Below are 24,647 nucleotides of genomic sequence, written 5' to 3'. Positions count from 1 at the left end.
ACAGTCACACGGCAGCCTCAGGCAGGACTCCCCATCCCGCCCTCGGAGACGAGGTGGACCGCAGCAATCCTCATCGTCCCCGTGGTCCTTTCTCATTCAGCGCGGAGGCACTCAGGATTCACGTACGTATCGGTCTCCCACGTGTAGCCGCGCGCGACGGCCCAGCTCCAGATCCGATCCAGCTCCGCCGCGGTTCTGCGTTCCATACCGGACCTGGATATTCCTCGGCGCGACATTCCTGCAAGCCAGACGGCCTCTCCCTCGGAGTCGAGGACGTAGGTCCGAGCGGCCAGACTCATGCCGGGGAACTCATCCAGGGTCAGGTTCCCATCGCTCAGGAATACCAGAATCACGATGAAGAGTCCGGCGAAGGCCATGATGAGGAGCCCCAAGACCGGGTTCTTAGCCGGCCGCTGGACGATCAGCCCGCTGCGGGAGCGGGGCCACGGGGCGTCGTGCGCGCTCCACAGGCCCCGCACATGGATCCCATCCGCATCGAACTGCGTCCTCCTTGACGCCGCCACCGCGACAGGGACGAGGAGCAACAGCCCGAGTATCAGCGCCGTGAAAAACGCTCCGCCCCATTCCCCTACGAAGAGTCGCGCGATGTTCAGCAGGTACAGCCCTGGGATACCGCAGAAAATGAACACGATCCAACCGGAGCCGGTGAACGCGGTTCGGCGCACCAGCTTCTCCGTGACCGGCGAGATCGGCGGCACCCGATGACGCCGCCCCGGGTTCCACTGGGCAGGCCAACCATTGGGATCGTTGACCGGCGGCTGACTCATGAATATTTTCCTCAAGGGGTTCTTCGGACTTATGGGGGCTGACGACGCTTCGGCAGCCTATCGCCCTGGCTCTGTGCCGGCTTTTGGTAGAACTCCCCATCGGCCCAGCCTGCGCTTGACGGTTATCTGTCGCCGGTCAGGCGGCGCAGCACGCGTACCCGCGGACTCCAGGACGCGGGCCGGGCCACCGAACCGGTCGCCTCCCGCTCGGCGTTGTCGAGGAGGTCCTCGACGACGGCGTCGTGCAGGGGCGCAACCACGGCCGAGAACATGAGCCGCATGGCGCCGCGGGCACGGCCGATGAGGACGTGGCGGATGCGGGTGCGCTCATCGTCCAGGGTGTCAAGGCTCAGTTCATGGGCGCCGATGATCCCTGTTCGCGGACGGAAGGTGAACCGCACTCGCCGGCCGGGCTCGTACTCGCTGACGTAGTAGCGGATGACGCCATGGCCGCCGTCGGCTCCCACCGCCAGGGGTCGGTCCAGGACCATCGGCGTCCACGACTGCGAGGGCCAGAGCCGGTCGTCCTTCTGTCCCAGCCCGTCAAGCAGGGCCCCAAGGGACTCGATAGGGGCGTTGATGACGCGTTCGTGAACGTTGCGGATCATGAGTGCTCCTCCACGGTTGTCGCCTGGCTGTCACACAACTGTCGGCCGCTTGTCCGACAGGATCGCACCCGACCACGAGGTCGCACAGGACTGCGGCGCGCCGCAGCGAACCACACCCGGCCCATCCAGGGCGGTCAGCTCACAGGTGCAGGAGCATGCGGGCGTTGCCCAGGGTGTTGGGCTTGACGCGGGCCAGGTCGAGGAACTCAGCCAGACCGTCGTCGTGGGAGCGCAGCATCTCGGAGAAGACGTCCGCACCCACCGGGGTGCCCTCGATCGGCTCGAAACCGTGGGCGCCGAAGAAGGGCTCCTCGAAGGTCATGCAGAACACCCGCTTGAGCCCCATCTCCCGGGCCTGCGCGATGAGCTCGCGCAGGATGGCCGAACCGAGCCCGGTCCCCACGGCGTCGGGATGAACGGCCAGGGTACGCACCTCGGCGAGGTCGTCCCACATGACGTGCAGAGCCCCGCAGCCCACGATCCTGGGCGCGGCCGAGGCCTCTCCGCCGTCTGCTCCACCGGGCCCGGCGACGCCGGGGATCTCCTCTGCGACGATGAACTCCTGAATGTCCTCGAAGTAGGAGATGAGGTCCTTGGCGATGAGGACGCGGCGCTCAGCGTAGGGCCGCACCAGCTCGGCGATGGCGCGCACGTCCGCCGGGCGAGCCGGCCGAAGGACGCGTCGGGAGCCGTCGACCCCGTAGACCTCAGCCCGGCGAGCTGCCCGGCCGGTGGGCTGGTGTTCATCTGTCCTGACAGCAGTGCTGTTCATCGTCGTCCGCATTCAGTAAGACTCAGTTCTGGTCGTGGGCCCCGCGAGCCGGTGCTCCACCGACGACGTCGGAGCCGTGAGCAGACCGCAGCGCGATCCGGGCCCACATCCTGCCACGTTCGAGACTCATCGAGAACCGCCTCCCTTCTGGCCGCGGGCCTCGGCGAGATCCAGGACGGCGCGGGCGGTGGCATCGTCGACGACGAGATCCGTGGCGGTCCGAGCGCGCAGCGCGGCCAGCAGGGCGCGGGCCTTGCCGGTTCCGGCTGCCACGCACAGGCGGCGCGGAATCCGGGCGAGCTGGGCGGGAGTCGGACCGGTGGCTCGGGCGTTGAGGGCGACGTCGCGCCAGGAGCCATCGGCACGCAGCAGGACGGTGCACACATCCCCCACCACGTTCTGGCGGCGCAGGACGGCCTGGTCCCGGGCCGTGAGGTGACCGCCCTCGTAGACCTGAGAGGGCAGGGCCCCGTTGAGGGCATCGAGGGCGCCGACGCCGAAGACGGCCAGGCTCGCGCGCCGCACCACAGACAGGACTCGCTTGACCGAGCGCTCCGACCACATGGCCTCGCGCGTGGCCACATGGTCGAAGAAGGCCGGCACCGGGAAGGAGATCGTGCGCGCCCCCAGCGACAAGCGCATCCGGGAGAGCACCTCACCGGCGCTGGGCCCCTCACGCACAGGATCCGAGGCACCGTTGAGCTGGACGACGGTCAGTCCCGGAACGGACCTCGAGGGCAGGGCGGCGCTGACCTCCGACATGGTGGTGCCCCAGGCGACACCGACGACGACGCCTCCCGCGTCAGCGTCCCGACCCGACCCGGCGGGCTCGCCGGCCGCGGCGGGCTTGTCACCCTCGGGACCACCGGACTCAGGCGCACCGACACCTCGGCCCCGGCCCGACTCGGCCAGGGCCTCGATGAGATCGACCATGTGCGCGGCGGCGACGGAGGCGACCTGCTGGAGGCGGTGGATCTCCGTGGTGCCCTCACGCACCGGGACGATATGCGTGCGGACCCCGAAGACCTGCGCCATCCGCCCCTCCAGGGAGCCGGCACCCCCGGGCTGGACGAGGCTGACCCGCACGACACCCTCCTGGCGGGCACGTGCCAGGAGCCGGGAGACGGTCGAGCGCGACACCCCCAGGTGGTGGGCGATCACCTCCATCGTCTCGCCCTGGACGTAGTACATGGAGGCCGCCTCATAGGCGCGCAGGAGGCCGCCGGGGTCGGCGGCACTGGCCGCGCTCCCGGCCGCGTCAGCAACGGTTCTGCCAGTCACGTCTTCCTCCTTGCTCCACCCGGCTCCGCCCTCCGACGACGGGGCCGTTCCACACGGCTGCTGCGCACCGTGGGAGGGAACGATCCTGCCGCCTGCGACATCGGATGTCCTGTTCAGGAGAGCCGTCCACACAGTTGTGCGGACATTCTTGTGGATACCTCGAAAGTGTCGTGCACATTCGTGCACATCCCTTGCGCATTCTCCCACGCTCGGCGGACAGTGGTGTCCGCCACCACACAAGGGCCGTGCGAGCGCGAGGGAACGCGGCGGGCCCCGGCGCCGGAAGCCGGGACCCGACCTGCCTCCCATCCGGCACCCCGGTCAACGCCGACCGGCCCCGCACAGACCCATCAGTTTCGATCTCACGACACGTAGGAGCCCAGGAGCCATGACCTCCACCCGCAAGCCCTCGTCCAAGAAGACCCCCCGCAGCTCCGGCCCGGCTGGCCCCTCCTACCCCGCACCCATCCAGGACACCGCGCTCAACGCCGCCCAGCGCGAGCGCGCCCTGGAGGAGATGTCGTCCGCCGAGGGCCTGGACGTGCTGGTCGTCGGCGGGGGCGTCACCGGCGCCGGCATCGCCCTGGACGCCGCGGCCCGCGGCCTGCGCACCGGCATCGTGGAGATGGGCGACTGGGCCTCGGGCACCTCCTCGTGGTCCTCCAAGCTCGTCCACGGCGGCCTGCGCTACCTCTACCAGCTCAACTTCGCCCTCGTGCACGAGGCCCTCACCGAGCGCGGCCGCCTGCTGAGCACCACCGCGCCGCACCTGGTCAAGGCCCAGCCCTTCCTGTGGCCGCTCAAGCACCACTACGAGCGCTCCTACTCCGCGGTCGGCGTGGGCATGTATGACGCCCTGGCCCTGGCCGGCTCCCGCGGCCGCAAGACCGTGCCGATCCAGCGCCACCTGGGCCGCAAGGGCACCTCCGCCCTGGCCCCCTCCCTGGACACCAGCGGCCTGGCTGGCGCCATCCGCTTCTTCGACGCCCGGGTCGACGACGCCCGCCTGGTCATCGACCTGGTGCGCACCGCCGTCGGCCTGGGGGCGCTGGCCGCCAACCGCACGAAGGTCACCGGCTTCCTCACCGACGAGCGCGGCCATGTCCACGGCGCCCGCGTCACCGACCTGGCCACCGGCACCGACCACGAGATCCGGGCCAAGCGCACCATTAACGCCGCCGGAGTGTGGACCGAGGACGTCCAGGACCTGGCCACCGACGCCGGCGGCCTGAAGGTCCTGGCCTCCAAGGGCATCCACATCGTGGTCCCCAAGGAGGCCATCGACGCCGAGACCGGGGTCTTCCTGCGCACCGAGAAGTCAGTCCTGTTCATCATCCCCTGGCCCGAGTACTGGGTCATCGGCACCACCGACACCCCCTGGGATCTGGACGTCTCCAAGCCCGTGGCCACCGCCGCCGACGTCGACTACATCCTCGAGCACGCCAACTCCGTGCTGTCGCGGCCCATCACTCGCGCCGACATCATCGGCGTCTACGCGGGCCTGCGTCCCCTGCTCCAGCCCAAGCTCAAGCCGGGTGCCGAGGCCGCCTCCACGAAGGTCTCCCGTGAGCACACGGTCACCCGGATCGCCCCGGGGCTGACCGCCATCGCCGGCGGTAAGCTGACCACCTACCGGGTCATGGCCTCCGACGCCGTCGACCACGCCCTGGGCGAGGCCCTGTCCCACGCCCACCCCTGCGCCACGCAGGAGCTGCCCCTGGTGGGTGCGGCCGGCTACCACGCCCTGGCCAAGCGGGCCGGGCGGATCGCCGGTGAGCGCGGCTGGACCCTGGAGCGGGTCACCCACCTTCTGGACCGCTACGGCGACGAGACCCCGGCCCTGCTTCAGGCCATCGACGCCGCCGGTCCCGAGGAGCGCCTGGGCGAGCCGCTGGCCGAGGCCCCCACTTACCTGCGCGCCGAGGTCGCCTGGGCCGTCACCCACGAGGGCGCCGAGAGCCTCGACGACGTCCTGCTGCGCCGGGTGCGCCTGGACCTCTCGCGCCGTGACCGGGGCCTGGCCGCCGCCGACGAGATCCTGGCGATCATGGCGCCGCTGCTGAACTGGTCCGAAAAGGACGTCGCCGCCCAGAAGGAGGCCTACGCACAGCGCGTGGCCCAGATCGCCGCAGCAGAGTCCGAGCTGACCGACGCCGCCGCGGTGGCGCACATCACCGAGCCGATCTAGTCTCCTGCTGGTCGAGCGGACCGCCGCCGGTACCGCTCGGCCAGCAGGCTCCCCGTGGTGCCCGTCAGTTCCCGTGGAGGCGGGCACCGCGACCACCCACCACCCACACCCCGGACCTCGCAGTCCCGAGTACACCCGCACACCGTCGTGCAGAAAGAGAGCCGCACATGTCTGCGACCCTAACCCAGATCTTCGCCTCGGAGGCTCTGGGGACGTTTCTTCTCATCCTTCTGGGCTGCGGCGTCGTCGCCGGTGTCGTGCTGCCCACCTCCAAGGCCAAGGACAGCGGCTGGATCGTCATCACCATGGCCTGGGGGCTGGCGGTCTTCGTGGGTGTCTACGCCGCCTACAAGACCGGCGCGCACCTCAACCCGGCGGTGACCATCGGCCTGGCAGTCGCCGGACGGCCCCTGGCCGAGGGAATCTCCGCCACACCGGTCAACATCCTCGTCTACTGCGCGGCCCAGATGGTGGGTGCCATGGCGGGCGCCGCCACCGTCTGGCTGTCCTACAAGAAGCAGTTCGACCAGGAGGCCGACGCCGCTTCCAAGCTCGCCGTGTTCGCCACCGGCCCGGCGGTGCGCTCCTACGGTTGGAACGTCGTGACCGAGGCCGTGGGCACCTTCGTCCTGCTGGCCTGGATCATCGCCTCGGGCAAGACGCCCTCGGGCCTGGGCCCGCTGGCCGTGGCCATGGTCGTCGTCGTCATCTGCATGAGCCTGGGCGGCCCCACCGGCTCCGCCATCAACCCGGCCCGTGACCTGGGCCCGCGCATTACCCACGCCCTCCTGCCGATCCCCGGCAAGGGCGGCTCGGACTGGGCCTACTCCTGGGTCCCGATCGTCGGCCCGCTCATCGGCGCCGTCGCCGCCGGGCTCATCGTCCCCCACTTCGCCGGGCTGTTCTGAGCCCGCACGACCCTCGACCGCATCGACATCATCGCTGCCCAGCGCAGCCCTCACCCCCCTCACAACGCAGTGAAAGGACATTCCTTTGAGCCCCAACAGCACTGAGAAGAAGTACGTCCTGGCCATCGACCAGGGTACGACCTCCTCACGCGCCATCCTGTTCAACCACGACGGCGAGATCGTCGCCGTCGACCAGAAGGAGCACGAGCAGATCTTCCCGCGCGCCGGCTGGGTCGAGCACGACGCGAACGAGATCTGGGACAACATCCGCTTCGTCGTCAGCGGGGTGCTGGCCAAGGCGCAGATCAACCGCCACGAGATCGCCTCGGTAGGCATCACCAACCAGCGCGAGAGCGCCGTCGTGTGGGACAAGAACACCGGCGAGCCCGTCTACAACGTCATCGTCTGGCAGGACACCCGCACCCAGAAGATCTGCGACCGTCTGGCCGGCGAGGACGGCCCGGACAAGTACAAGGACCGCGTGGGCCTGGGGCTGGCGACCTACTTCGCCGGCCCCAAGGTGGCCTGGATCCTGGAGAACGTGGCGGGCGCCCGCGAGCGCGCCGAGGCCGGTGACCTCCTCATGGGCACCATGGACACCTGGACGCTGTGGAACCTCACCGGCGGGGTCAACGGCGGTGTGCACGCCACCGACGTCACCAACGCCTCGCGCACGATGCTCATGAACATCGACACCCTGGACTGGAACCCGGAGATCTGCGCGGACATGGGCATCCCCGTCTCCATGCTCCCCGAGATCCGCCCCTCCTCGGGCGTCTTCGGCTACGGCCGCAAGAACGGCCTGCTGGTGGACACCCCCATCAGCGGCATCCTGGGCGACCAGCAGGCGGCCACCTTCGGGCAGGCCTGTTTCGAGAAGGGCCAGGCCAAGAACACCTACGGCACCGGCTGCTTCATGCTCATGAACACGGGCACCACCCCGGTGCGCAGTGAGAACGGGCTGCTGACCACCGTGTGCTACCAGATCGGGGACGAGCCGGCCGTCTACGCCCTGGAGGGCTCGATCGCCGTGGCCGGCTCGCTGGTGCAGTGGCTGCGCGACAACCTGGGCATCATCGCCGACTCCAAGGACATCGAGGCCCTGGCCTCCAGCGTCGAGGACAACGGTGGGGCCTACTTCGTGCCGGCCTTCTCCGGGCTGTTCGCCCCGCACTGGCGCCCCGATGCCCGCGGTGCCCTGGTGGGTCTGACCCGCTACGTCAACAAGGCGCACATCGCCCGGGCCGTGGAGGAGTCCACCGCCTACCAGACCCGCGAGGTCCTCGAGGCCATGAACGCCGACTCGGGACAGGCCCTGACCGAGCTCAAGGTCGACGGCGGCATGACCCGCGACGAGCTGCTCATGCAGTTCCAGGCCGACCAGGTGGGCGTGCCCGTGGTGCGCCCGAAGGTCGCCGAGACCACGGCACTGGGTGCCGCCTACGCCTCCGGTATCGCAGTGGGCTTCTGGTCGGGCACCCAGGACGTCATCGACAACTGGGCCGAGGACAAGCGCTGGGAGCCGGCCATGGAGGAGGCCGAGCGCGAGCGGCTCTTCCGCAACTGGAACAAGGCCGTCCAGCGCACCCTGGACTGGGTCGACGAGGACGTCGTCGAGTAGGGCCGATGTCCGACAGTACTCAGGCGGCGCTCGCCGGCACCGCCTGAGCGCCCAGTCTCCCGGACGCCGCCGACGGGCCCTCCTCCCCATGGGCCCGTCGGCGGCGTCCTCATGCGCTACTAGTCCTCTCATACACTGTCGAGGCCCATGAATGGTCGGTAGATTCCTGGGTGACACTCCCTGGCCCGCCCGGGGAGTACTTCCCGTCCCCCTGCCAGGAGTCCCTGTATGACGGCTCACCCACCCGCTGCCCACGTGTCCCCGCCCGCCTCGGCCCCGTCGGCCTCGACGCCGGCACTGCCCGTCGATGACTCCGACGAGCTCTCCAACGCCGGCACCCCCTCAGGTGCCCGCACGGGCGAGCGGATCCTCGAGCGGATCGAGTGGGCCGACGTCGTACGCATCGCGGTGGTGGGCGTGGCGGCACTGGGTGCCTGGATCGCGGGCACGACCGGCGCACCCGGCTGGGCTGTGGGCGCCGTCGGGGCGGTGGTGCTGGCGGTGGGCTGCTGGCCGCTCCTGGTCGAGGCGGCCGGTGACCTGCGCGAGCGGCGCATGAGTATGGAGCTGTCGATGCTCCTGGCCATCGTGGCGGCCGCCGCCATTGGCGAGTGGGTGACCGCCCTGGCCGTGACGGTCTTCGCGCTGTGCGCCGAGGTCCTGGAGGAGCTGTCGATGGATCGGGGGCGCGACGCCCTGACCGATCTCATGTCCTTCCTGCCGCAGACCGCGCGGGTGGTGGGGGCCCCGGAGACCACTGAGTCCGCCGAGGCCGCCGAGGCCTCGCAGTCCCCCGGGGTCACTGAGGTCCCCCTGGACGAGGTCCGCCCGGGGCAGGTCATCGCCCTGAGTCCCGGGGGCCGGGTGCCGGTCGACGGCGTCGTGCGCACCGGTAGGGCCGACGTCGACCAGTCCCGGATCACCGGGGAGGCGCTGCCCGTGCAGGTCGGGCCGGGCGACCGGGTGCCGGCCGGCTCCATCACCCGTGGCGCCCTGGAGCTCGAGGTGGAGCGGGTCGGCGAGGAGTCCTCCTACGGGCGGATCGTGGCCGCGGTGCGCCACGCCCAGTCCTCGCGCGCGCCGGTCCAGCGCCTGGCCGACCGGCTGGCGGCCCGCATCGTCTACCTGGCGCTGGCGGCCGCCCTGGTCACCTTCCTGGTGACCAGGGACGTGCGCGCCACGATCTCGGTCATCATCGTGGCCGGGGCCTGCGGGGTGGCCGCGGGCACTCCCCTGGCGGTTCTGGCGGCCATCGCCCGCGCCGCCCGTTGCGGGGCCTTCGTCAAGGACGGCACCCACCTGGAGCAGCTCTCCGCGGTGGACACGGTGGTGGTGGACAAGACCGGGACCCTCACCGTCGGCGAGCCCCGGGTCGTGAGCGTCCGCCCCACCGAGGCCGCCGCCGGCGAGGGCGAGGTGCTGGCCCTGGCGGCCGCGGCCGAGTGGAACTCCGAGCACCCCATCGGCCGGGCCATCTACGCCGAGGCCGCCGTGCGCGACCTGACGGTGCCGATGCCCGGCGACGTCGCCTACTCCCCCGGGGCCGGCGTGAGCGCCCACGTCGAAGGACGCCAGATCACCGTGGGACGCTGCCGGGGACAGAAGAACCAACCGGAGCGGGACGCCTCCGACTGCGACGACGAGGCCGCCCTGAGCACTGAGTCCGACCCGGAGGCGCCGTCGGCCACCTCGGTGGTGGAGGTGCGGGCCGACGGACAGCTCCTGGGCACCATCGCCCTGGCCGACCGGCTGCGTCAGGGGGCGGCCGCCGCCGTGCGGGACCTGGGTGACATGGGCCTGGAGGTCCTCATGCTCACCGGCGACTCGGCCGCCTCCGCGCGCCACGTGGCCGGCCTGCTCGGCCTGGCCGAGGAGCAGGTGCGTGCCGACCTGCTGCCCACCGACAAGGAGAAGGTCATCGACTCGCTGCGCCGGGCAGGCGGCAAGCGCGTGGCCATGGTGGGCGACGGCGTCAACGACGCGCCCGCTCTGGGCGCCGCCGACGTCGGCATCGCCATGGGCACCGGCACGGACGTGGCCCGCGAGGCCGGGGACGTGGTGCTCGTGGGCTCCGCCCCGGCCGACCTGGTCGAGACCGTGCGGGTGGCCCGCCGGGCTCGGCGCATCATCATGGTGAACTTCGTGGGAACGGTGGTGGTCGACGTCGTCGGCATGATCGCCGCCGGGCTGGGGCTGCTGGGGCCGGTGGCCGCGGCCCTCGTGCACGTCGTCTCCGAATCGGCCTTCATCCTCAACTCGGCCCGGCTGGTGCCCCGGCGCCGCCGCAGGCGCTGAGCCGTCCGGCCACCGACACCCACCGACACAGGCCGCAGCACCGGCGCCGGCCGGTCCTCACCTCGCGCCGGCCTACTCCACGAGGGCCGGGATCCACTGGCCAAGGGTCGTGCCTACTGCACGAAGGCCCCACCTACCCGCAGTACACCCAACCCTCCTCCAGTAGAACCCCACCGTCGTGCATGAGTGCCGGCAACGCCGACCCCACCCCTGGTGACCGGGCCGGCCCGCCGCGCCCTACGCCCCCCACTTTTACCCGGAAGGACGGGAGAAGATGGCACGCGGCCGTCTCATATGGTGCACAAGTCACCATCTCCATGGCATGATCGTTGGGCCTTAGTACCCAGGACGTAGCAGCGCGGTTGCCAGTTCAGCCCCACTGACGACCTGGACGACCCCATCAGTACTCACAGTGGAGTAACCATGACGCCAGCCGTCCTGTCAGCACTGCCGATGCATCCGGCACCACTCGCCCCAGCATTGGCGGGACTGCCCGCCACCTTCACGCCGTCGACCACCGCCGTGGGCGGCAACGTCTACCTCACCGCCGCGGTGGGTCTGCTGCCGCTGGTGGTGTTCTTCGTCCTTATGGGCGTGTTCAAGGTGGCCACTCACTGGTGCGCCATCATCTCCCTAGTGATCGCCGCCGTCACCGCGGTCGCCCTGTTCCACATGCCGGTGGGCATGACGGTCATGAGCGCAACCCAGGGCATGGCCCTGGGATTCGTCCCGATCATCTACATCATCATCGCGGCCGTGTGGCTCTACAACCTCACTGACGTCTCGGGTCGCTCCAAGGACCTCAAGGCCGTGTTCAACGTGATCGGCAAGGGCGACATGCGTGCCCAGGCCCTCATCGTGGCCTTCTCCTTCTGCGGCCTGCTCGAGGGTCTGGCCGGCTTCGGCGCCCCGGTGGCCATCGCCGCCGCCATGGTGGCGACCCTGGGCCTGCCCAAGCTCAAGGCGGCCGTCGTCGTCATGGTCGGTAACGCCATCAACGTGGGCTTCGGCGCCATGGCCATTCCCACCACGACCGCCGGCAAGCTCGGCGGCCAGGAGCCGGTGAGCGTGGCCACCGCCATGGGGCACCTGACCTGGGTGTTCTGCGCCTTCATCCCGCTCCTGCTGCTGTTCATCCTCGACGGCGCGCGCGGCGTCAAGCAGTTGTGGCCGCTGGCGATCGTGGCGGGGCTGGCCACCGGGGTGGGTCACTTCTTCACCCCCTCGATCTCCTACGAGCTCACCGCCGTGCTGGCCTCCCTGCTGGGCCTGGCCGCCTCCTACGTCTTCCTGCTGGTGTGGACCCCGACGACCCCTGAGGAGTACCGCTCCCAGGTGGCCGCCGACGACGCCCCCGACCGCGAGCGCGTCATCCTGGCCCTGCTGCCTTACATCCTGGTGGTGGTCATCATTGCCACGACCAAGCTGTGGACCCTGGGCATCAACCTCGACAAGGCCTTCAAGGCCACCGACCTGCCCGTGAAGTGGCCCGGCGTGTACGGCCAGCTCCTGACCGCCAAGGGCGAGGCCTCCAAGAGCGCCATCTACAACCTTCAGACCCTGTCCAACCCGGGCACCTGGATCTTCCTGACCGCCATCATCGTCACCTTCATCTACGCGGCGCGCTCGGTGCCGGGCAAGTTCGAGATGAGCGTGGGCAAGGGCTTCGCCACGCTGGCCAAGACCTGCTACACGCTGCGCATGGCGATCCTGACGATCGCGGCCGTCATGGCGCTGGCCTACGTCATGAACTTCTCCGGCCAGACCTCCGCGATCGGTGCGGCCCTGGCCGCCACGGGCGCCGCCTACGCCTTCCTCTCCCCGGCTCTGGGCTGGGTGGGGACCGCCGTGGCCGGCTCGGCGACGAGCGCGGGCGCCCTGTTCGCCAACCTGCAGGCCACCGCCGCCCAGGGGGCCGGGCTCGACCCGAAGATCCTGCTGGCCGCCAACACCATCGGTGGCGGGCTGGGCAAGATCGTCTCCCCGCAGAACCTGGCCATCGCCTCGACCGCGGTGGACGCCCCCGGTACGGACGCCGAGATCCTCAAGAAGGCGGCGCCCTACTCCATCGGGCTGCTGCTGGTGCTGGGCGCTCTCGTGTTCCTGGCCTCCCAGGTGGGGCTGGGGGTCTGAGTCCGCTCGAGCCTGACTCCTACGGACGGCGCCCCCGGATCCTTCGCGACTCCGGGGGCGCAGTGCGTGTGCTCAGCCTCCGGCGTCGGATCGGGGACGTACTTCCCAGCCGAGGACTGCGTTCTCCCACCGGCGACTGCGCCCCGGCACTCGCATTCTGGAGGCAAGCGCAGTCCTCGCCGAGAAAGCACGTCCTCGCAGCACAAGTGCGTTCTCGACAACGGCGTCGGTGGCGAAAGCGGGGCGGTTCTGCTGGGATGGGAACGAAGGAGGACTTCGTGATGACTCATGCTCCTTTGGCTGCTGGACGCAGGCACACCGTCCGATGTCTCCCCGACGGACGGGTGGTCGCCGTCGGAGCGGACGGTGCCGGAGAGTGCCGGGTCTCGCAGTGGCGAGGCGTCGTCTCCGTGGCGGCGGGCAGTGTCCATCTGGCCGCCAACACCGGCCGGTCTCACACGCTGGGCCTGTGCGACGACGGAACGGTGCTGGCCTGCGGTTGGAACGCGCAGGGGCAGTGCGACGTCCGGGACTGGCGGGACGTCGTCGCCGTCGCCGCAGGATGGAGATTCAGCGCAGGACTGCGCATCGACGGGACGCTGGTGACCACCGGCCGCGACGCCGAGGGGCAACGGCAGGTTGACCACTGGCGCGAGATCACCGGTATCAGCTGCGGCGACTGGCACACGGTGGCCGTTCGTGCCGACGGGAGCGTCTGCGCAGCCGGCAACAACGCCGCCGGCCAGTGCGAGGTGCAGGACTGGCACCGAGTGCGCGCGGTCTCCGCGGGCTACTTCCACACTCTGGGGCTGCTGGAGAACGGCACTGTTCTCGCGGCCGGGCGCCCGGAGTTCTGGGCCGGGGTCGAGCACTGGATCGAAATCACCACCGTGGCCGCGGGCAGCTATCACAGCGTCGGACTGAGGGCCGACGGGACGGTCGTCGCAGCGGGCAGATCGGAGGCCGGTCAGTGCGATGTGGGCCGCTGGCACGACATCGTGGCCATTGCGGCGGGCGCGGCCCACACCGTGGGCCTGCGCGCCGACGGCGGCGTCGTCGCCACCGGCTCCAACAGTCACGGCCAGCTCGAGGTCGGGGCCTGCCCCGCCGGCTGAGCCCGGCATCATCACCGCACAGACACACGTGAGGCTAAAGGGGGAGCCCAAACTCCGACGTCGGATCGGGGACGTACTTCCCAGCCGAGGACTGCGTTCTCCCACCGGCGACTGCGCCCCGGCACCATCATCCTGACGGCAAACGCAGTCCTCGCCGCGAAAGTACGTCCTCGCAGCACAAGTACGTTCTCGACGGCGTCGGCCATACTCCCGCCAAGGCCTGCTCGAAGCCCATCGCAGATAAGGGCAGTAATGCATGACGCAATCCGCTTCTAGGACTTACCTCCCACACGCCGCGGCCATCCCCTGCTCAGCCCACCCTCACCCCTTACAGATCGGCGCCACCTCAACGGAAAACCTGTCTCAGAGAGCGGAACCAACCGACCGGGAGTCCGTCGTCGTCAGATGAGTGCCGCCTCCGGGCCGTAGCCTGAGACGCAGCCGAGGCCGCATCACGTCCTGCTTCGAGGCAGGTGAGTCCGGGCGGTCCTCGTGACAGTCTCAGTTACGACGTCGTGGAGGCATATCGTGCGAATCGCCCTTTTCGCCACCTGTCTTGCGGACACCATGTTCCCGCAGGCAGCGCAGGCAACCGTCACCATCCTGGAGCGCCTCGGCCACCAGGTCTGCTTCCCCGAGGGACAGGTCTGCTGCGGCCAGATGCACGCCAACACCGGCTACTTCAAGCAGGCCGCCAAGATCACCCGCAACCACGTGGAGACCTTCTCCCCCGTGCTCGACGGCGAGTGGGACGCCATCGTCATCCCCTCGGGCTCGTGCACCGGCGCGGCCCGTCACGAGCAGGGCCTCGTGGCCGAGCACGTGGGCGACACGGCCCTGGCCAAGCGGGTCGAGCAGATCGCCGCGCACACCTACGACCTCACCGAGCTGCTCATCGATGTCCTGGGCACCGAGGACGTGGGCGCCTACTTCCCGCACACGGTCACCTACCACCCCACCTGCCACTCGCTGCGCGTCGCCAAGGTCGCCGACCGCCCCTACCGCCTCCTCAAGGCCGTCGAGGCCCTCACCCTCATCGACCTGCCCGACGCCGAGGTCTGCTGCGGGTTCGGCGGCACCTTCTCCATGAAGAACTCCGAGACCTCCACCGCGATGCTCGCCGACAAGATGAGCAACGTGATGTCCACGCGCGCCGAGGTGCTGTGCGCCGGCGACTATTCCTGCCTCATGCACATCGGCGGTGGCCTGTCCCGCGTCAACTCCGGGGTGCGCATCATGCACCTGGCCGAGATCCTGGCCTCCACCAAGGACGCGCCCTTCGAGGGCAACATCTCCTTCGCCCCCAAGCACGTCCAGCACACCGGTAACTCTCAGCACGCACAGGCGGTGGCACGATGACACAGGTATTTCTCGGCATGCCCCACACGGGCGGGTGGCGCACCGAGGTCGAGCAGCCCGAGGACACGCTGCGCTGGGGACACACCTTCCCCGAGGGCGCGCACAAGACGCTGGCCAACACCCAGATGCGCCGCAACCTGGGCCACGCCACGCGCACCATCCGCTCCAAGCGCGCCGACCGCGTGTCCGAGATGCCCGACTGGGAGGACCTGCGCAACGCCGCCGAAGCAGTCAAGTTCGAGGTGGCCTCGCGCCTGCCCGAGCTGCTGGAGCAGTTCGAGGCCAACGTGACCGCCCGCGGCGGTATCGTCCACTGGGCGCGTGACGCCGCCGAGGCCAACCGGATCATCACCGACATCATCGCCTCCAAGGGCGTCGACGACATCGTCAAGGTCAAGTCGATGGCCACCCAGGAGACGAACCTCAACGAGTACCTGGCCGACCGGGGCATCACCGCCCACGAGACGGACCTGGCCGAGATGATCGTCCAGCTGGCCGACGACATGCCCTCGCACATCGTGGTGCCCGCGATCCACCGCAACCGCTCCGAGGTGCGAGGCATCTTCCTGGACCGTATGGAGGACGCCCCGGCGGACCTCTCCGACGACCCCAAGGAGCTCACGGCCGCGGCCCGCTCGCACCTGCGCAACAAGTTCCTGCACGCCTCGGTGGCCGTCTCCGGAACGAACATGGGTGTGGCCGAGACCGGCACGGTCTCGATCTACGAGTCCGAGGGCAACGGGCGCATGTGCCTGACCCTGCCGGACACGCTCATCACCCTCATGGGCATCGAGAAGCTGGTGCCCCGCTTCCAGGACGTGGAGATCTTCTCCCAGCTCCTGCCGCGCTCGGCCACCGGTGAGCGCATGAACCCCTACACCTCCATGTGGACCGGTGTCACCGAGGGCGACGGCCCCAAGGAGTTCCACCTGGTACTCATGGACAACGGGCGCACCAAGACCCTGGCCGACCCGGTGGGCCGCCAGGCCCTGGCCTGCATCCGCTGCGGATCGTGCATGAACATCTGCCCCGTCTACCAGCACACCGGTGGGCACGCCTACGGCTCGGTCTACCCCGGCCCAATCGGCTCGATCATCACGCCTCAGCTCACCCAGGGGCTGGCCGACGACGACCCGGTCCACACCCTGCCCTTCGCCTCCTCCCTGTGCGGGGCCTGCGGCGAGGTGTGCCCGGTCAAGATCGACATCCCCACGATCCTCATCCACCTGCGGGCCCGCTCCGTGGACGTCAAGCGTCGCGCGGTGCCGGACGTGTGGGATGTGGCCATGAACGTCTCGGCCCCGGTGATGTCGAAGAGCTCGCTGTGGGCCGCCGCCTCGCAGACGGTCAAGGCCTCGGCGCTGCTGGGCGGCAAGGAGGGCAAGATCGGTGCCCTGCCCTTCCCGGCCTCCCTGTGGACCGGGGCGCGCGACCTGCCGGTGGCCCCCTCGGAGACCTTCCGCCAGTGGTGGAAGCGCACTCACCCCGAGGGTGAGACTCCGCTGAGCCAGGTCGCCGGCGCCCAGAGCGGCCGCGGTCACGCGGACGGCTTCCCGGCCGACCCGCCCCCGCCTTCTGGCAAGCCGGTGTCCGGCAGCGCGAGCGCCGACGGCGAGCCCACCCCGGCCGCGCTGGACGCACGCTCGGCCATCAACAACCCTGAGCCGATCGCCCCGGAGGCATCCGCCTCCCAGGCCCCGGCCGGCTCGACCAGCGAGGAGGAGCTGTGATGGATGCGAAGTCCGCGATCCTGGCCCGCGCCCGCGACGCGATCTCGCGGTCCCAGACCCGACCGGTGGGGCCGATCCCGCGCAACTACATCCGCTCCGGGGAGAATCCCCCCGGCTCCAAGCCCGTGGTTGATGAGATGATCGAGAAGCTCGAGGACTACTCGGCCGAGGTCATCGTCGCCCCTAAGGACGCGGCGATCCTGGATGCCATCGACGAGCTGCTCGGTGAGGCGCGCTCCGTCGTCGTCCCCGCCGGGCTGCCCGAGGACTACAAGAAGGCGGCGGCCCGGGGCGGCCGCACCGTGGTGGAGGACTCCCGCGAGGAGGCCATCGCCACCCTCGACCTCAATGAGATCGACGCCGTGCTGACCTGCTCGCGTGTGGGCATCTCGATCTCGGGGACGATCGTCCTCGACGGCGAGCCGGACCAGGGCCGCCGGGCCATCTCGCTGGTGCCGGACAAGCACGTCGTGGTTCTGGAGCGCGAGACGATCATGCCGACGGTGCCGCAGGCCGTCGACGTCCTGGGAGAGCACCCCACGCGCCCGATGACGTGGATCGCCGGCGGCTCGGCCACCAGCGACATCGAGCTGGTCCGTGTCAACGGCGTGCACGGCCCGCGCAACCTGCGCGTCGTCATCGCCCACTGAGGTTCATCAAGACCGCTCTCACTCCGCGTCGCCCGATTGCTCACTGCTCGGGCGGCGCGGAGTCTTGTCGTCTCTTCCCTGCTCCCGCAAGAGTTTCACGGGGATCAGGGCGAGGGGCGGACCGTTCCGCTGAGGCCTCCCGGAGTGGACGCCCACCGGATTTCCAAGGAGTCCGGGTTGACTGAAGGCCACTGGTGGCAGCGCGGAAAGGACCTCTTCTTGACCATCTCACTGACTGAGTCGCCCCTGGCCCCCGACTACGACCGCTCCGCCATGACCACCGGGATCGTCCACATCGGTGTGGGCGGCTTTCACCGCGCCCACGAGGCCGCCTACCTCGACAGGCTCATGCGCAGGCGCGCCGGGGCCGGCCCCCACGACGGCGCTGAGCCCACCACTCCGGGCGGCTCCTGCCTGGAGTGGGGGATCTGCGGCGTCGGCCTGTTGCCCGGGGACGCCCGGATGCGTGACGTGCTGGCGACTCAGGACCACCTCTACACCCTGGTGCTCAAGCATCCCGGTGGGCTGCGCGACCCAGCGGTCATCGGCTCGATCCACGACTACCTCTTCGCCCCCGACGACCCCGAGGTCGTCCTGGCCCTCCTGAGCGCACCGACCACCCGGATCGTCTCGCTGACGGTCACCGAGGGCGGCTACAACGTTGACGACGCCACCGCCGCGTTCCGCACTGAGGCACCCGGAGCCGTCCACGACGCCGAGCACCCGGGCGAGCCGACGACCGCCTTCGGCTACATCGTTGAGGCGCTGAGGCGTCGTCGGGAGGCGGGGATCGCTCCACTGACGATCATGAGCTGCGACAACCTGCCCGGTAACGGGAAGGCGGCCCGCACGGCGGTGGTCTCCCAGGCCGCGATGAGCGACCCTGAGCTGGCGGACTGGATCGACGGGAACGTCGCCTTCCCCAGCTGCATGGTGGACCGCATCACCCCGCGCACCACGCGGGCCGACGTCGCCGAGCTGCGGCGGGCACTCGGTGTGGAGGACGCCTGGCCGGTGGTCTGCGAGCCCTTCACCCAGTGGGTGATCGAGGACGACTTCCCCGCCGGGCGGCCCCCGTGGGAGGAGGTCGGGGTGCAGATGGTCGACGACGTCGTCCCCTACGAGCTCATGAAGCTGCGTCTGCTCAACGCCTCCCACCAGGGACTGGCCCACTGGGGGCGGCTGCTGGGGATCAAGTACGCGCACGAGGCCACAGCCGATGCGGACATCGCCGCCTGGGTAAGGGCCTATCTTGAGCGCGAGGCGCGGGCCACCCTGCGCTCGGTGCCGGGGATCGACCTGGACGACTACATCAGTACGCTCTTCAAGCGCTTCACCAACGAGGCGATCGCAGACACGCTCTCCCGCCTGGCACAAGACGCCTCCAGCCGGATGCCGAAGTTCGTCCTGGGCACAGTGCGCGACAACCTCACCGCCGGCGGGCCGATCCGTCTGGGCACGGCGATGGTGGCCGCGTGGGCACTGGGGTCGGAGGGCCACGATGAGAACGGCGGGGCGATCGTCGTCGACGATCCTCTGGCCGAGGAACTGAGGCACCTGATGGCCGCGCAGCGGGCCGGCCACGGCACCGCCTTCATCTGCCACGAGGGGATCTTCGGAGGCCTGGCGACCAACGAGCGCTTCCGACGCACCTTCGTCGAGGAGCTCGAGGCCCTGCGACGCCAGGGGGCGCGGGCGCGTCTGCGCACTCTGGCCGGCCGCACCCGGGCGGCCTAGCCCGGGCTGTCGGCCCCAGTCATCATCCTGCGCTGTCGTCGTCCTGCGCTGTCGTCCCCCGCCGTCGTCCTGCGGTCGGGGACATCCTGCGCGCCCGGGGACGTGCCGCTCCCGGAGGGAACATCGCGCGCGTACGGGTGCAGGATTCCTGTCCCCGACGGCGTCGAATGCCCCTGGCTGGAAGGAGATGCACCCGGCCGCGTGGATTGTCCCCCGACGGCGAGCAGACGCCACCGCGACGGAGAGACTGGCCCCGCGCAGAAATTGCAAATCTCTCCCTCCCGTTAGACGGATCGCTTAGGCTAACCTTGCTTCGGTGACCTTTGTCCCATAGCATGAGGTGGTTCGTGGACCTCAGTTCCGGCCACGGGGGCCGGCCGCCTCCACGAGCACTCCGCGCCGCGCGGAGCGTCCAGAATCCGACTCACCGATGAGGTTCCTATGGTCAAGCGCCAGCTGCCCAACCCGAGCGAGATCTTCGAGCTGCTCCACTTCAAGACGCCCGAGCTCAACCCCAGGCGTCGCCGCCTCGACGCCGCACTGACCACCTGGGACCTGCGCAAGATCGCCAAGCGCCGCACTCCGGCCGCGGCCTTCGACTACACCGACGGCGCCGCCGAGGGTGAGGTCTCCCTGCGCCGCGCCCGCCAGGCCTTCCGCGACATCGAGTTCCACCCCGACATCCTGCGCCCGGCCATCGACGTCGACACCTCCTGCGAAATCCTGGGCGGGCGCTCGTCCATGCCCTTCGGTATCGCGCCCACCGGCTTCACCCGCCTCATGCAGACCGAGGGCGAGGTCGCCGGAGCCGGGGCCGCCGGCGCCGCCGGGATCCCCTTCACCCTGTCCACGCTGGGCACCACCTCCATCGAGGACGTCAAGGCCGCCAACCCCTACGGGCGCAACTGGTTCCAGCTCTACGTCATGCGCCAGCGCGAGATCTCCTACGGGCTGGTCGAGCGCGCCGCGGCCGCCGGCTTCGACACCCTCATGTTCACGGTGGACACCCCCGTGGCCGGGGCCCGCCTGCGCGACAAGCGCAACGGCTTCTCCATCCCGCCCCAGATCACCGCCGGCACTGTCCTCAACGCGATCCCCCGCCCGTGGTGGTGGTTCGACTTCCTGACCACGCCCAAGCTGGAGTTCGCCTCCCTGAAGTCCACCGGCGGCACCGTGGGCGAGCTGCTCGACAACGCCATGGACCCCACCATCAGCGACGAGGACCTCAAGGTCATCCGCTCCATGTGGCCGGGCAAGATCGTCATCAAGGGTGTCCAGACGGTGGAGGACTCCAAGCGCCTCATCGACCTGGGCGTCGACGGCGTCCTGCTGTCCAACCACGGCGGGCGTCAGCTCGACCGCGCCCCCATCCCCTTCCGCCTCCTGCCCGAGGTCGTCCGAGAGGTCGGCAAGGACGCCACGATCATGGTCGACACCGGCATCATGAACGGCGCCGACGTCGTGGCCGCCGTCGCCCTGGGTGCCAAGTTCGGGCTCGTGGGCCGCGCCTACCTCTATGGCCTCATGGCCGGCGGGCGCGAGGGCGTGGACCGCATGATCGAGATCCTCTCCGACGAGGTCATCCGCACCATGAAGCTCCTGGGGGTCTCCAGCCTGGACGAGCTCGAGCCGCGCCACGTCACCCAGCTGACCCGCCTGACCCCGGTGCGCCCGAACGTCAAGGCTGCAGCCGACGCCCTGGCCCGCTGAGGGCCCCGCTCCGCACAGCCCTGCCGGCCTGCCCCTCCGCACGTTGTCGGAGGAGTCCACGTCATCCGCCCAGCGCGGCGGTACCCAGCGGCCCCGGAGAAGAGACCCCCTGCGGTCCTCTCCGGGGCCGCCGTCGTCTGGCCAAGAACCGGAAGCATGCCGGAAACAGGCCGGGCGCTATGGTCTGGGCACTATCACTTCTGACCCCGGCGACAGGTCTGTGCCCCTCGCGTCAGACGGAGCACCCGGCGCCCTGGATCACCCCTGCGGCCGGCCCCGAGTGGCCACCGCCCCAAGGAAGGGACAGCGCCATGGCACAGTCCGAGTCCGATTCGACGTCAGGCCCGATGTCAGACTCGACATTCGGCCCAACGTCAGCCGCCGCGACGGCGGTCAACGAGCGCGAGGACAGGTTGGCCGAGCCCGGCCGCCTCATCTCCAGCCGGTGGCGGCCCCGCAGCCTGCGCACGACGCCGTCGAGGCAGGACCGGGGGCTGTTCGGCCACCCCCGCGGACTGCCCTGGATGCTCAACGTGGAGATGTGGGAACGCTTCTCCTACTACGGCATGCGCGCCATCCTGCTGTACTTCATCACCGACACGGTCGCCCGCGGCGGCCTGGGCCTGAGCGAGACCAGCGGACAGGTCGTCATCGCGCTCTACGGCATGGCCGTCTACTTCCTGGCCATCCCCGGAGGCATCTTCGCCGACCGCATCATTGGGCCCTGGCTGTCCACCCTCTACGGCGGCGTGGTCATCATGGCCGGGCACATCTGCCTGACCATCCCCAGCACCGTGACCTCCTGGACGGGGATCGTGCTGGTGGCCGTGGGCACCGGCTTCATCAAACCGAACCTGACGACCATCGTCGGCGGCCTCTACGACGACGATGACATCCGGCGCGACGCCGGATTCCAGCTGTTCTACATGTCCATCAACGTCGGCGCCTTCGCCTCTCCCCTGCTGACCGGCTGGCTGCGCGAGCACTACGGCTACCACGCCGGCTTCTCCTCGGCCGCCATCGGCATGGCCTTCGCCCTGGGCGCCTTCATCTACGGTCGCCACAAGCTCTCCACCTTCGCCTTCACCGTCCCGAGCCCCATCCGCCCCGAGGAACGCCGGCGACTGCTGCTGGGCTCCCTCGGCGTCCTGGTCGCCATCGGCGCTGTCGTGGCCGCTCTGAAGGCGATCACCGGAAACCTGGTGACCACCGTCGCCACGGCGGGCCTGCTCGTGCCGGTCGGTGCGGCCGTGGCCTACTTCGTGGTCATGTTCCGTTCCCCGAAGGTCTCCGCCCCTGAGCGCGCGCACCTGCGCGCCTACATCCCCCTGTGGATCGGCGCGGTCCTGTTCTTCATGATTACCGAGCAGGCGGCCGGCAAGATGGCCACCTTCGCCGACTCCAACACGGATCTGCGGCTGCCTTTGTTCGGCTGGTCGATCACCGCGGAGGCCTATCAGTCGGTCAACCCCGCGGCGATCGTGATCCTGGCCCCGCTGATCGGCATGCTTTTCACCCGGAGGGCGGGCCGGTTCCCCTCCACCATCATGAAGTTCGTCATCGCGGTGCTCATCGTGGGGCTCTCGGCGCTCATGCTGGGCTACGGCTTCCAGATCTGGCCGGGTGGGGAGCACCTGTCCCCCTGGTGGTTCCTGGCGCTGGTCTACGTCATCCAGACCGTCGCCGAGCTCTTCCTGACCCCGGTCGGCCTGGCCACGACGACGGCCCTGGCTCCCAAGAGCTTCGCCTCCCAGGCGATGGGGCTGTGGTGGCTCAGCGTCGCCACCGGACAGGGCGTGGCCGGCTTCGTCATCGCCCAGACCGAGGACGCCTCCGACGCCACCTACTACTACGGCCTGGGCGTGGCCACGCTGCTCATGGCCCTGGTGCTGTTCGCCGTCGCCCCGTGGACGCAGCGGCAGATGGCCGACGTCGAGGTCGCCGTGCAGGACTAGGCGCGGCTGCCGCCGATGGGTCCCAGAGGGGGCATTGAGCGTCCCCGACTCGCCGACCTCATGGGCCGCTTCGCTCAGCCGCCTTCACGTTCTCCCGAAATTGCCTCACGGTCGGGGTAGGGTGCGTGGGTACCTGTGGTTCGTACCGGACACTGACGGTCCGGCGGCACACCTCACCTGACCACAGGAAGGGAGAGTCTCATGTCAACGACCCCGACTCCCGTCGAGGACGATCTCGATACTGGTCGGATGATCGCCAGTCGGTGGCGACCCACCACCCTGCGCACGACGCCGTCGAAGGAGGACCGGGGGCTGTTCGGCCACCCCCGGGGCCTGCCCTGGATGCTCAACGTGGAGATGTGGGAACGCTTCTCCTACTACGGCATGCGCGCCATCCTGCTGTACTTCATCACCGACACCGTGGCCGGCGGCGGCCTGGGCCTGAGCGCCAACTCCGGGCAGGTCATCCTGGCCTCCTACAGTGCGGCCGTCTACCTGCTGGCCATCCCCGGGGGCATCTTCGCCGACCGCATCATCGGACCGTGGCTGTCTACCCTCTACGGCGGCCTGGTCATCATGGCGGGCCACATCTGTCTGTCCATCCCCACGCCCGCGCTCTCGTGGACGGGGATCGTGCTGGTGGCCGTGGGCACCGGTTTCATCAAGCCGAACCTGTCCACGATCGTCGGGGGTCTCTACGATGACGACGACCCGCGGCGCGACGCCGGATTCCAGCTGTTCTACATGTCGGTCAACCTCGGATCACTGGCGTCTCCGCTGGTGACCGGCTGGCTGCGTGAGCACTACGGCTACCACGCCGGCTTCTTCTCGGCCGCCGTCGGCATGGGGGTGGCCCTGATCGCCTTCATCTACGGCCGCCACAAGCTCTCCGCCTTCGCCTTCACCGTCCCGAGCCCCATCCACCCTCAGGAGCGCCGGAGGTTCGTACTCGCCTCACTCCTGACCGTGGTGGCCGCGGCCGCACTCGTCGCGGTCCTCAGCGCCCTGACCGGCAGCCTGCTCGACGCCATCTCCGCGACCATGCTCATCATCCCGGCAGGTGCCGCCCTGGGCTACTTCGTCCTCATGTTCCGCTCCCCCAAGGTCACGTCCCGCGAGCGCACCCACCTGCGCGCCTACATCCCCCTGTGGATCGGCGCGGTCCTGTTCTTCATGATCTCCGAGCAGGCGGCCGGCAAGATGGCCACCTTCGCCAAGGACAACACCGACGGCAGTATCCCGTGGCTCGGCTGGGCCATCACCCCGGAGACCTACCAGTCCATCAACCCGGCCACGATCGTGATCCTGGCCCCGTTCATCGGTTGGCTCTTCACCCGGAGGGCGGGCCGGTTCCCCTCCACCATCATGAAGTTCGCGATCTCGGTGCTCATCATCGGGGTATCGGCCTTCATTCTGGGCTACGGCTTCCAGACCTGGACCGGCGGCGCGAAGCTGTCTCCCTGGTGGTTCCTGGCCGTGGTCTTCATCATCCAGACCGTCGCCGAGCTCTTCCTGTCCCCGGTGGGCCTGTCCACGACGTCGGCGCTGGCACCCAAGAGCTTCGCCTCCCAGACAATGAGCCTGTGGCTGCTGACGACGGCCACCGGCCAGGGGCTGGCCGGCTTCATCATCTCCAGGACGGAGCACGTCGCGAACTCCACCTACTACTACGGCCTGGGCGTCGTCACGGTCGCCGTGGCCATCATCCTGTTCATCGTCGCCCCGTGGACGGAGCGGAAGATGGCCGACGTCGGGGTCACCTCCCAGGACTAGGCACGGCTGGACCGCCGCGAGTTC

General features: G+C 69.7%; 17 protein-coding genes. 13 read left to right on the top strand and 4 right to left on the bottom strand.

Annotated elements, in window-relative coordinates; genetic code table 11:
• Positions 1-92 precede the first annotated feature (92 nt).
• From JJJ14_RS02535 to JJJ14_RS02520, 4 genes are all read right to left on the bottom strand, one after another.
• Positions 93-788 (bottom strand): hypothetical protein, encoded by a 696-nt coding sequence (locus tag JJJ14_RS02535; RefSeq protein WP_236592887.1) that lies wholly within the window; start codon positions 786-788, stop codon positions 93-95.
• 122 nt (positions 789-910) lie between these two features.
• Complete coding sequence (locus tag JJJ14_RS02530; protein ID WP_201444615.1) at positions 911-1,396, bottom strand: SRPBCC family protein; 486 nt, start codon at positions 1,394-1,396, stop codon at positions 911-913.
• A 139-nt stretch (positions 1,397-1,535) separates the two neighbouring features.
• The gene (locus tag JJJ14_RS02525) at positions 1,536-2,168 is read right to left on the bottom strand and encodes an amino-acid N-acetyltransferase (protein ID WP_201444614.1); all 633 of its coding nucleotides are present in this window, start codon (positions 2,166-2,168) and stop codon (positions 1,536-1,538) included.
• A gap of 126 nt (positions 2,169-2,294) precedes the next feature.
• Positions 2,295-3,449: a sugar-binding transcriptional regulator gene (locus JJJ14_RS02520; RefSeq protein WP_201444613.1), complete on the bottom strand. Its 1,155-nt coding sequence runs from the start codon at positions 3,447-3,449 to the stop codon at positions 2,295-2,297.
• Between the two features lie 388 nt (positions 3,450-3,837).
• On the opposite strand from JJJ14_RS02520, the gene JJJ14_RS02515 reads away from it, so the two are divergent.
• The 13 genes from JJJ14_RS02515 (at position 3,838) to JJJ14_RS02455 (ending at position 24,623) form a co-directional block, all read left to right on the top strand.
• Positions 3,838-5,637, top strand: a complete 1,800-nt coding sequence (locus JJJ14_RS02515; RefSeq protein WP_201444612.1) for a glycerol-3-phosphate dehydrogenase/oxidase — start codon at positions 3,838-3,840, stop codon at positions 5,635-5,637.
• 167 nt (positions 5,638-5,804) lie between these two features.
• Positions 5,805-6,545 carry an MIP/aquaporin family protein gene (locus tag JJJ14_RS02510; protein ID WP_201444611.1) on the top strand — a complete coding sequence of 247 codons (741 nt, stop codon included), beginning with the start codon at positions 5,805-5,807 and terminating at the stop codon, positions 6,543-6,545.
• An 85-nt stretch (positions 6,546-6,630) separates the two neighbouring features.
• Positions 6,631-8,166 (top strand): glycerol kinase GlpK, encoded by a 1,536-nt coding sequence (glpK, locus tag JJJ14_RS02505; RefSeq protein WP_201444610.1) that lies wholly within the window; start codon positions 6,631-6,633, stop codon positions 8,164-8,166.
• 228 nt (positions 8,167-8,394) lie between these two features.
• Positions 8,395-10,461, top strand: coding sequence for a heavy metal translocating P-type ATPase (locus JJJ14_RS02500; RefSeq protein WP_201444609.1), 2,067 nt, complete (start codon positions 8,395-8,397; stop codon positions 10,459-10,461).
• Between the two features lie 423 nt (positions 10,462-10,884).
• Positions 10,885-12,594: an L-lactate permease gene (locus JJJ14_RS02495; protein ID WP_201444608.1), complete on the top strand. Its 1,710-nt coding sequence runs from the start codon at positions 10,885-10,887 to the stop codon at positions 12,592-12,594.
• A 281-nt stretch (positions 12,595-12,875) separates the two neighbouring features.
• Complete coding sequence (locus JJJ14_RS02490; RefSeq protein ID WP_101559861.1) at positions 12,876-13,709, top strand: RCC1 domain-containing protein; 834 nt, start codon at positions 12,876-12,878, stop codon at positions 13,707-13,709.
• A 528-nt stretch (positions 13,710-14,237) separates the two neighbouring features.
• A complete protein-coding gene (locus JJJ14_RS02485) occupies positions 14,238-15,068 on the top strand; it encodes a (Fe-S)-binding protein (protein WP_101559862.1) in 831 nt (276 codons plus the stop codon).
• The gene (locus JJJ14_RS02480) at positions 15,065-16,798 is read left to right on the top strand and encodes a LutB/LldF family L-lactate oxidation iron-sulfur protein (protein WP_101559863.1); all 1,734 of its coding nucleotides are present in this window, start codon (positions 15,065-15,067) and stop codon (positions 16,796-16,798) included. The genes JJJ14_RS02485 and JJJ14_RS02480 overlap by 4 nt, the downstream gene beginning before the upstream one ends.
• The gene (locus JJJ14_RS02475; RefSeq protein ID WP_003789181.1) at positions 16,798-17,448 is read left to right on the top strand and encodes a LutC/YkgG family protein; all 651 of its coding nucleotides are present in this window, start codon (positions 16,798-16,800) and stop codon (positions 17,446-17,448) included. Before JJJ14_RS02480 ends, JJJ14_RS02475 begins: the two co-directional genes overlap by 1 nt.
• A 273-nt stretch (positions 17,449-17,721) precedes the next feature.
• Positions 17,722-19,185 (top strand): mannitol dehydrogenase family protein, encoded by a 1,464-nt coding sequence (locus JJJ14_RS02470; RefSeq protein WP_236592936.1) that lies wholly within the window; start codon positions 17,722-17,724, stop codon positions 19,183-19,185.
• A gap of 441 nt (positions 19,186-19,626) precedes the next feature.
• A complete protein-coding gene (locus JJJ14_RS02465; protein ID WP_075375166.1) occupies positions 19,627-20,895 on the top strand; it encodes an alpha-hydroxy acid oxidase in 1,269 nt (422 codons plus the stop codon).
• Positions 20,896-21,242: 347 nt separating this feature from the next.
• Positions 21,243-22,850, top strand: coding sequence for a peptide MFS transporter (locus JJJ14_RS02460; RefSeq protein WP_233431797.1), 1,608 nt, complete (start codon positions 21,243-21,245; stop codon positions 22,848-22,850).
• A 201-nt stretch (positions 22,851-23,051) separates the two neighbouring features.
• Entirely contained in the window at positions 23,052-24,623 is a 1,572-nt protein-coding gene (locus JJJ14_RS02455; RefSeq protein WP_201444606.1) for a peptide MFS transporter, read from the top strand.
• The last annotated feature ends 24 nt before the right edge of the window (positions 24,624-24,647 follow it).

The sequence above is a fragment of the Actinomyces sp. HMT 175 genome (assembly GCF_016694895.1).
GTDB lineage: Bacteria > Actinomycetota > Actinomycetes > Actinomycetales > Actinomycetaceae > Actinomyces > Actinomyces oris.
Note: the sequence above shows the minus strand (reverse complement) of the source record. Positions and strands in the feature narration are given on the sequence as shown.

Coding starts and splice junctions, on each gene's coding strand:
- JJJ14_RS02535 (WP_236592887.1), bottom strand. CDS start 788: ATGAGTCAGCCGCCGGTCAACGATCCCAATGGTTGGCCTGCCCAGTGG.
- JJJ14_RS02530 (WP_201444615.1), bottom strand. CDS start 1,396: ATGATCCGCAACGTTCACGAACGCGTCATCAACGCCCCTATCGAGTCC.
- JJJ14_RS02525 (WP_201444614.1), bottom strand. CDS start 2,168: ATGAACAGCACTGCTGTCAGGACAGATGAACACCAGCCCACCGGCCGG.
- JJJ14_RS02515 (WP_201444612.1), top strand. CDS start 3,838: ATGACCTCCACCCGCAAGCCCTCGTCCAAGAAGACCCCCCGCAGCTCC.
- JJJ14_RS02510 (WP_201444611.1), top strand. CDS start 5,805: ATGTCTGCGACCCTAACCCAGATCTTCGCCTCGGAGGCTCTGGGGACG.
- JJJ14_RS02500 (WP_201444609.1), top strand. CDS start 8,395: ATGACGGCTCACCCACCCGCTGCCCACGTGTCCCCGCCCGCCTCGGCC.
- JJJ14_RS02495 (WP_201444608.1), top strand. CDS start 10,885: ATGACGCCAGCCGTCCTGTCAGCACTGCCGATGCATCCGGCACCACTC.
- JJJ14_RS02490 (WP_101559861.1), top strand. CDS start 12,876: ATGACTCATGCTCCTTTGGCTGCTGGACGCAGGCACACCGTCCGATGT.
- JJJ14_RS02480 (WP_101559863.1), top strand. CDS start 15,065: ATGACACAGGTATTTCTCGGCATGCCCCACACGGGCGGGTGGCGCACC.
- JJJ14_RS02475 (WP_003789181.1), top strand. CDS start 16,798: ATGGATGCGAAGTCCGCGATCCTGGCCCGCGCCCGCGACGCGATCTCG.
- JJJ14_RS02470 (WP_236592936.1), top strand. CDS start 17,722: ATGACCACCGGGATCGTCCACATCGGTGTGGGCGGCTTTCACCGCGCC.
- JJJ14_RS02465 (WP_075375166.1), top strand. CDS start 19,627: ATGGTCAAGCGCCAGCTGCCCAACCCGAGCGAGATCTTCGAGCTGCTC.
- JJJ14_RS02460 (WP_233431797.1), top strand. CDS start 21,243: ATGTCAGACTCGACATTCGGCCCAACGTCAGCCGCCGCGACGGCGGTC.
- JJJ14_RS02455 (WP_201444606.1), top strand. CDS start 23,052: ATGTCAACGACCCCGACTCCCGTCGAGGACGATCTCGATACTGGTCGG.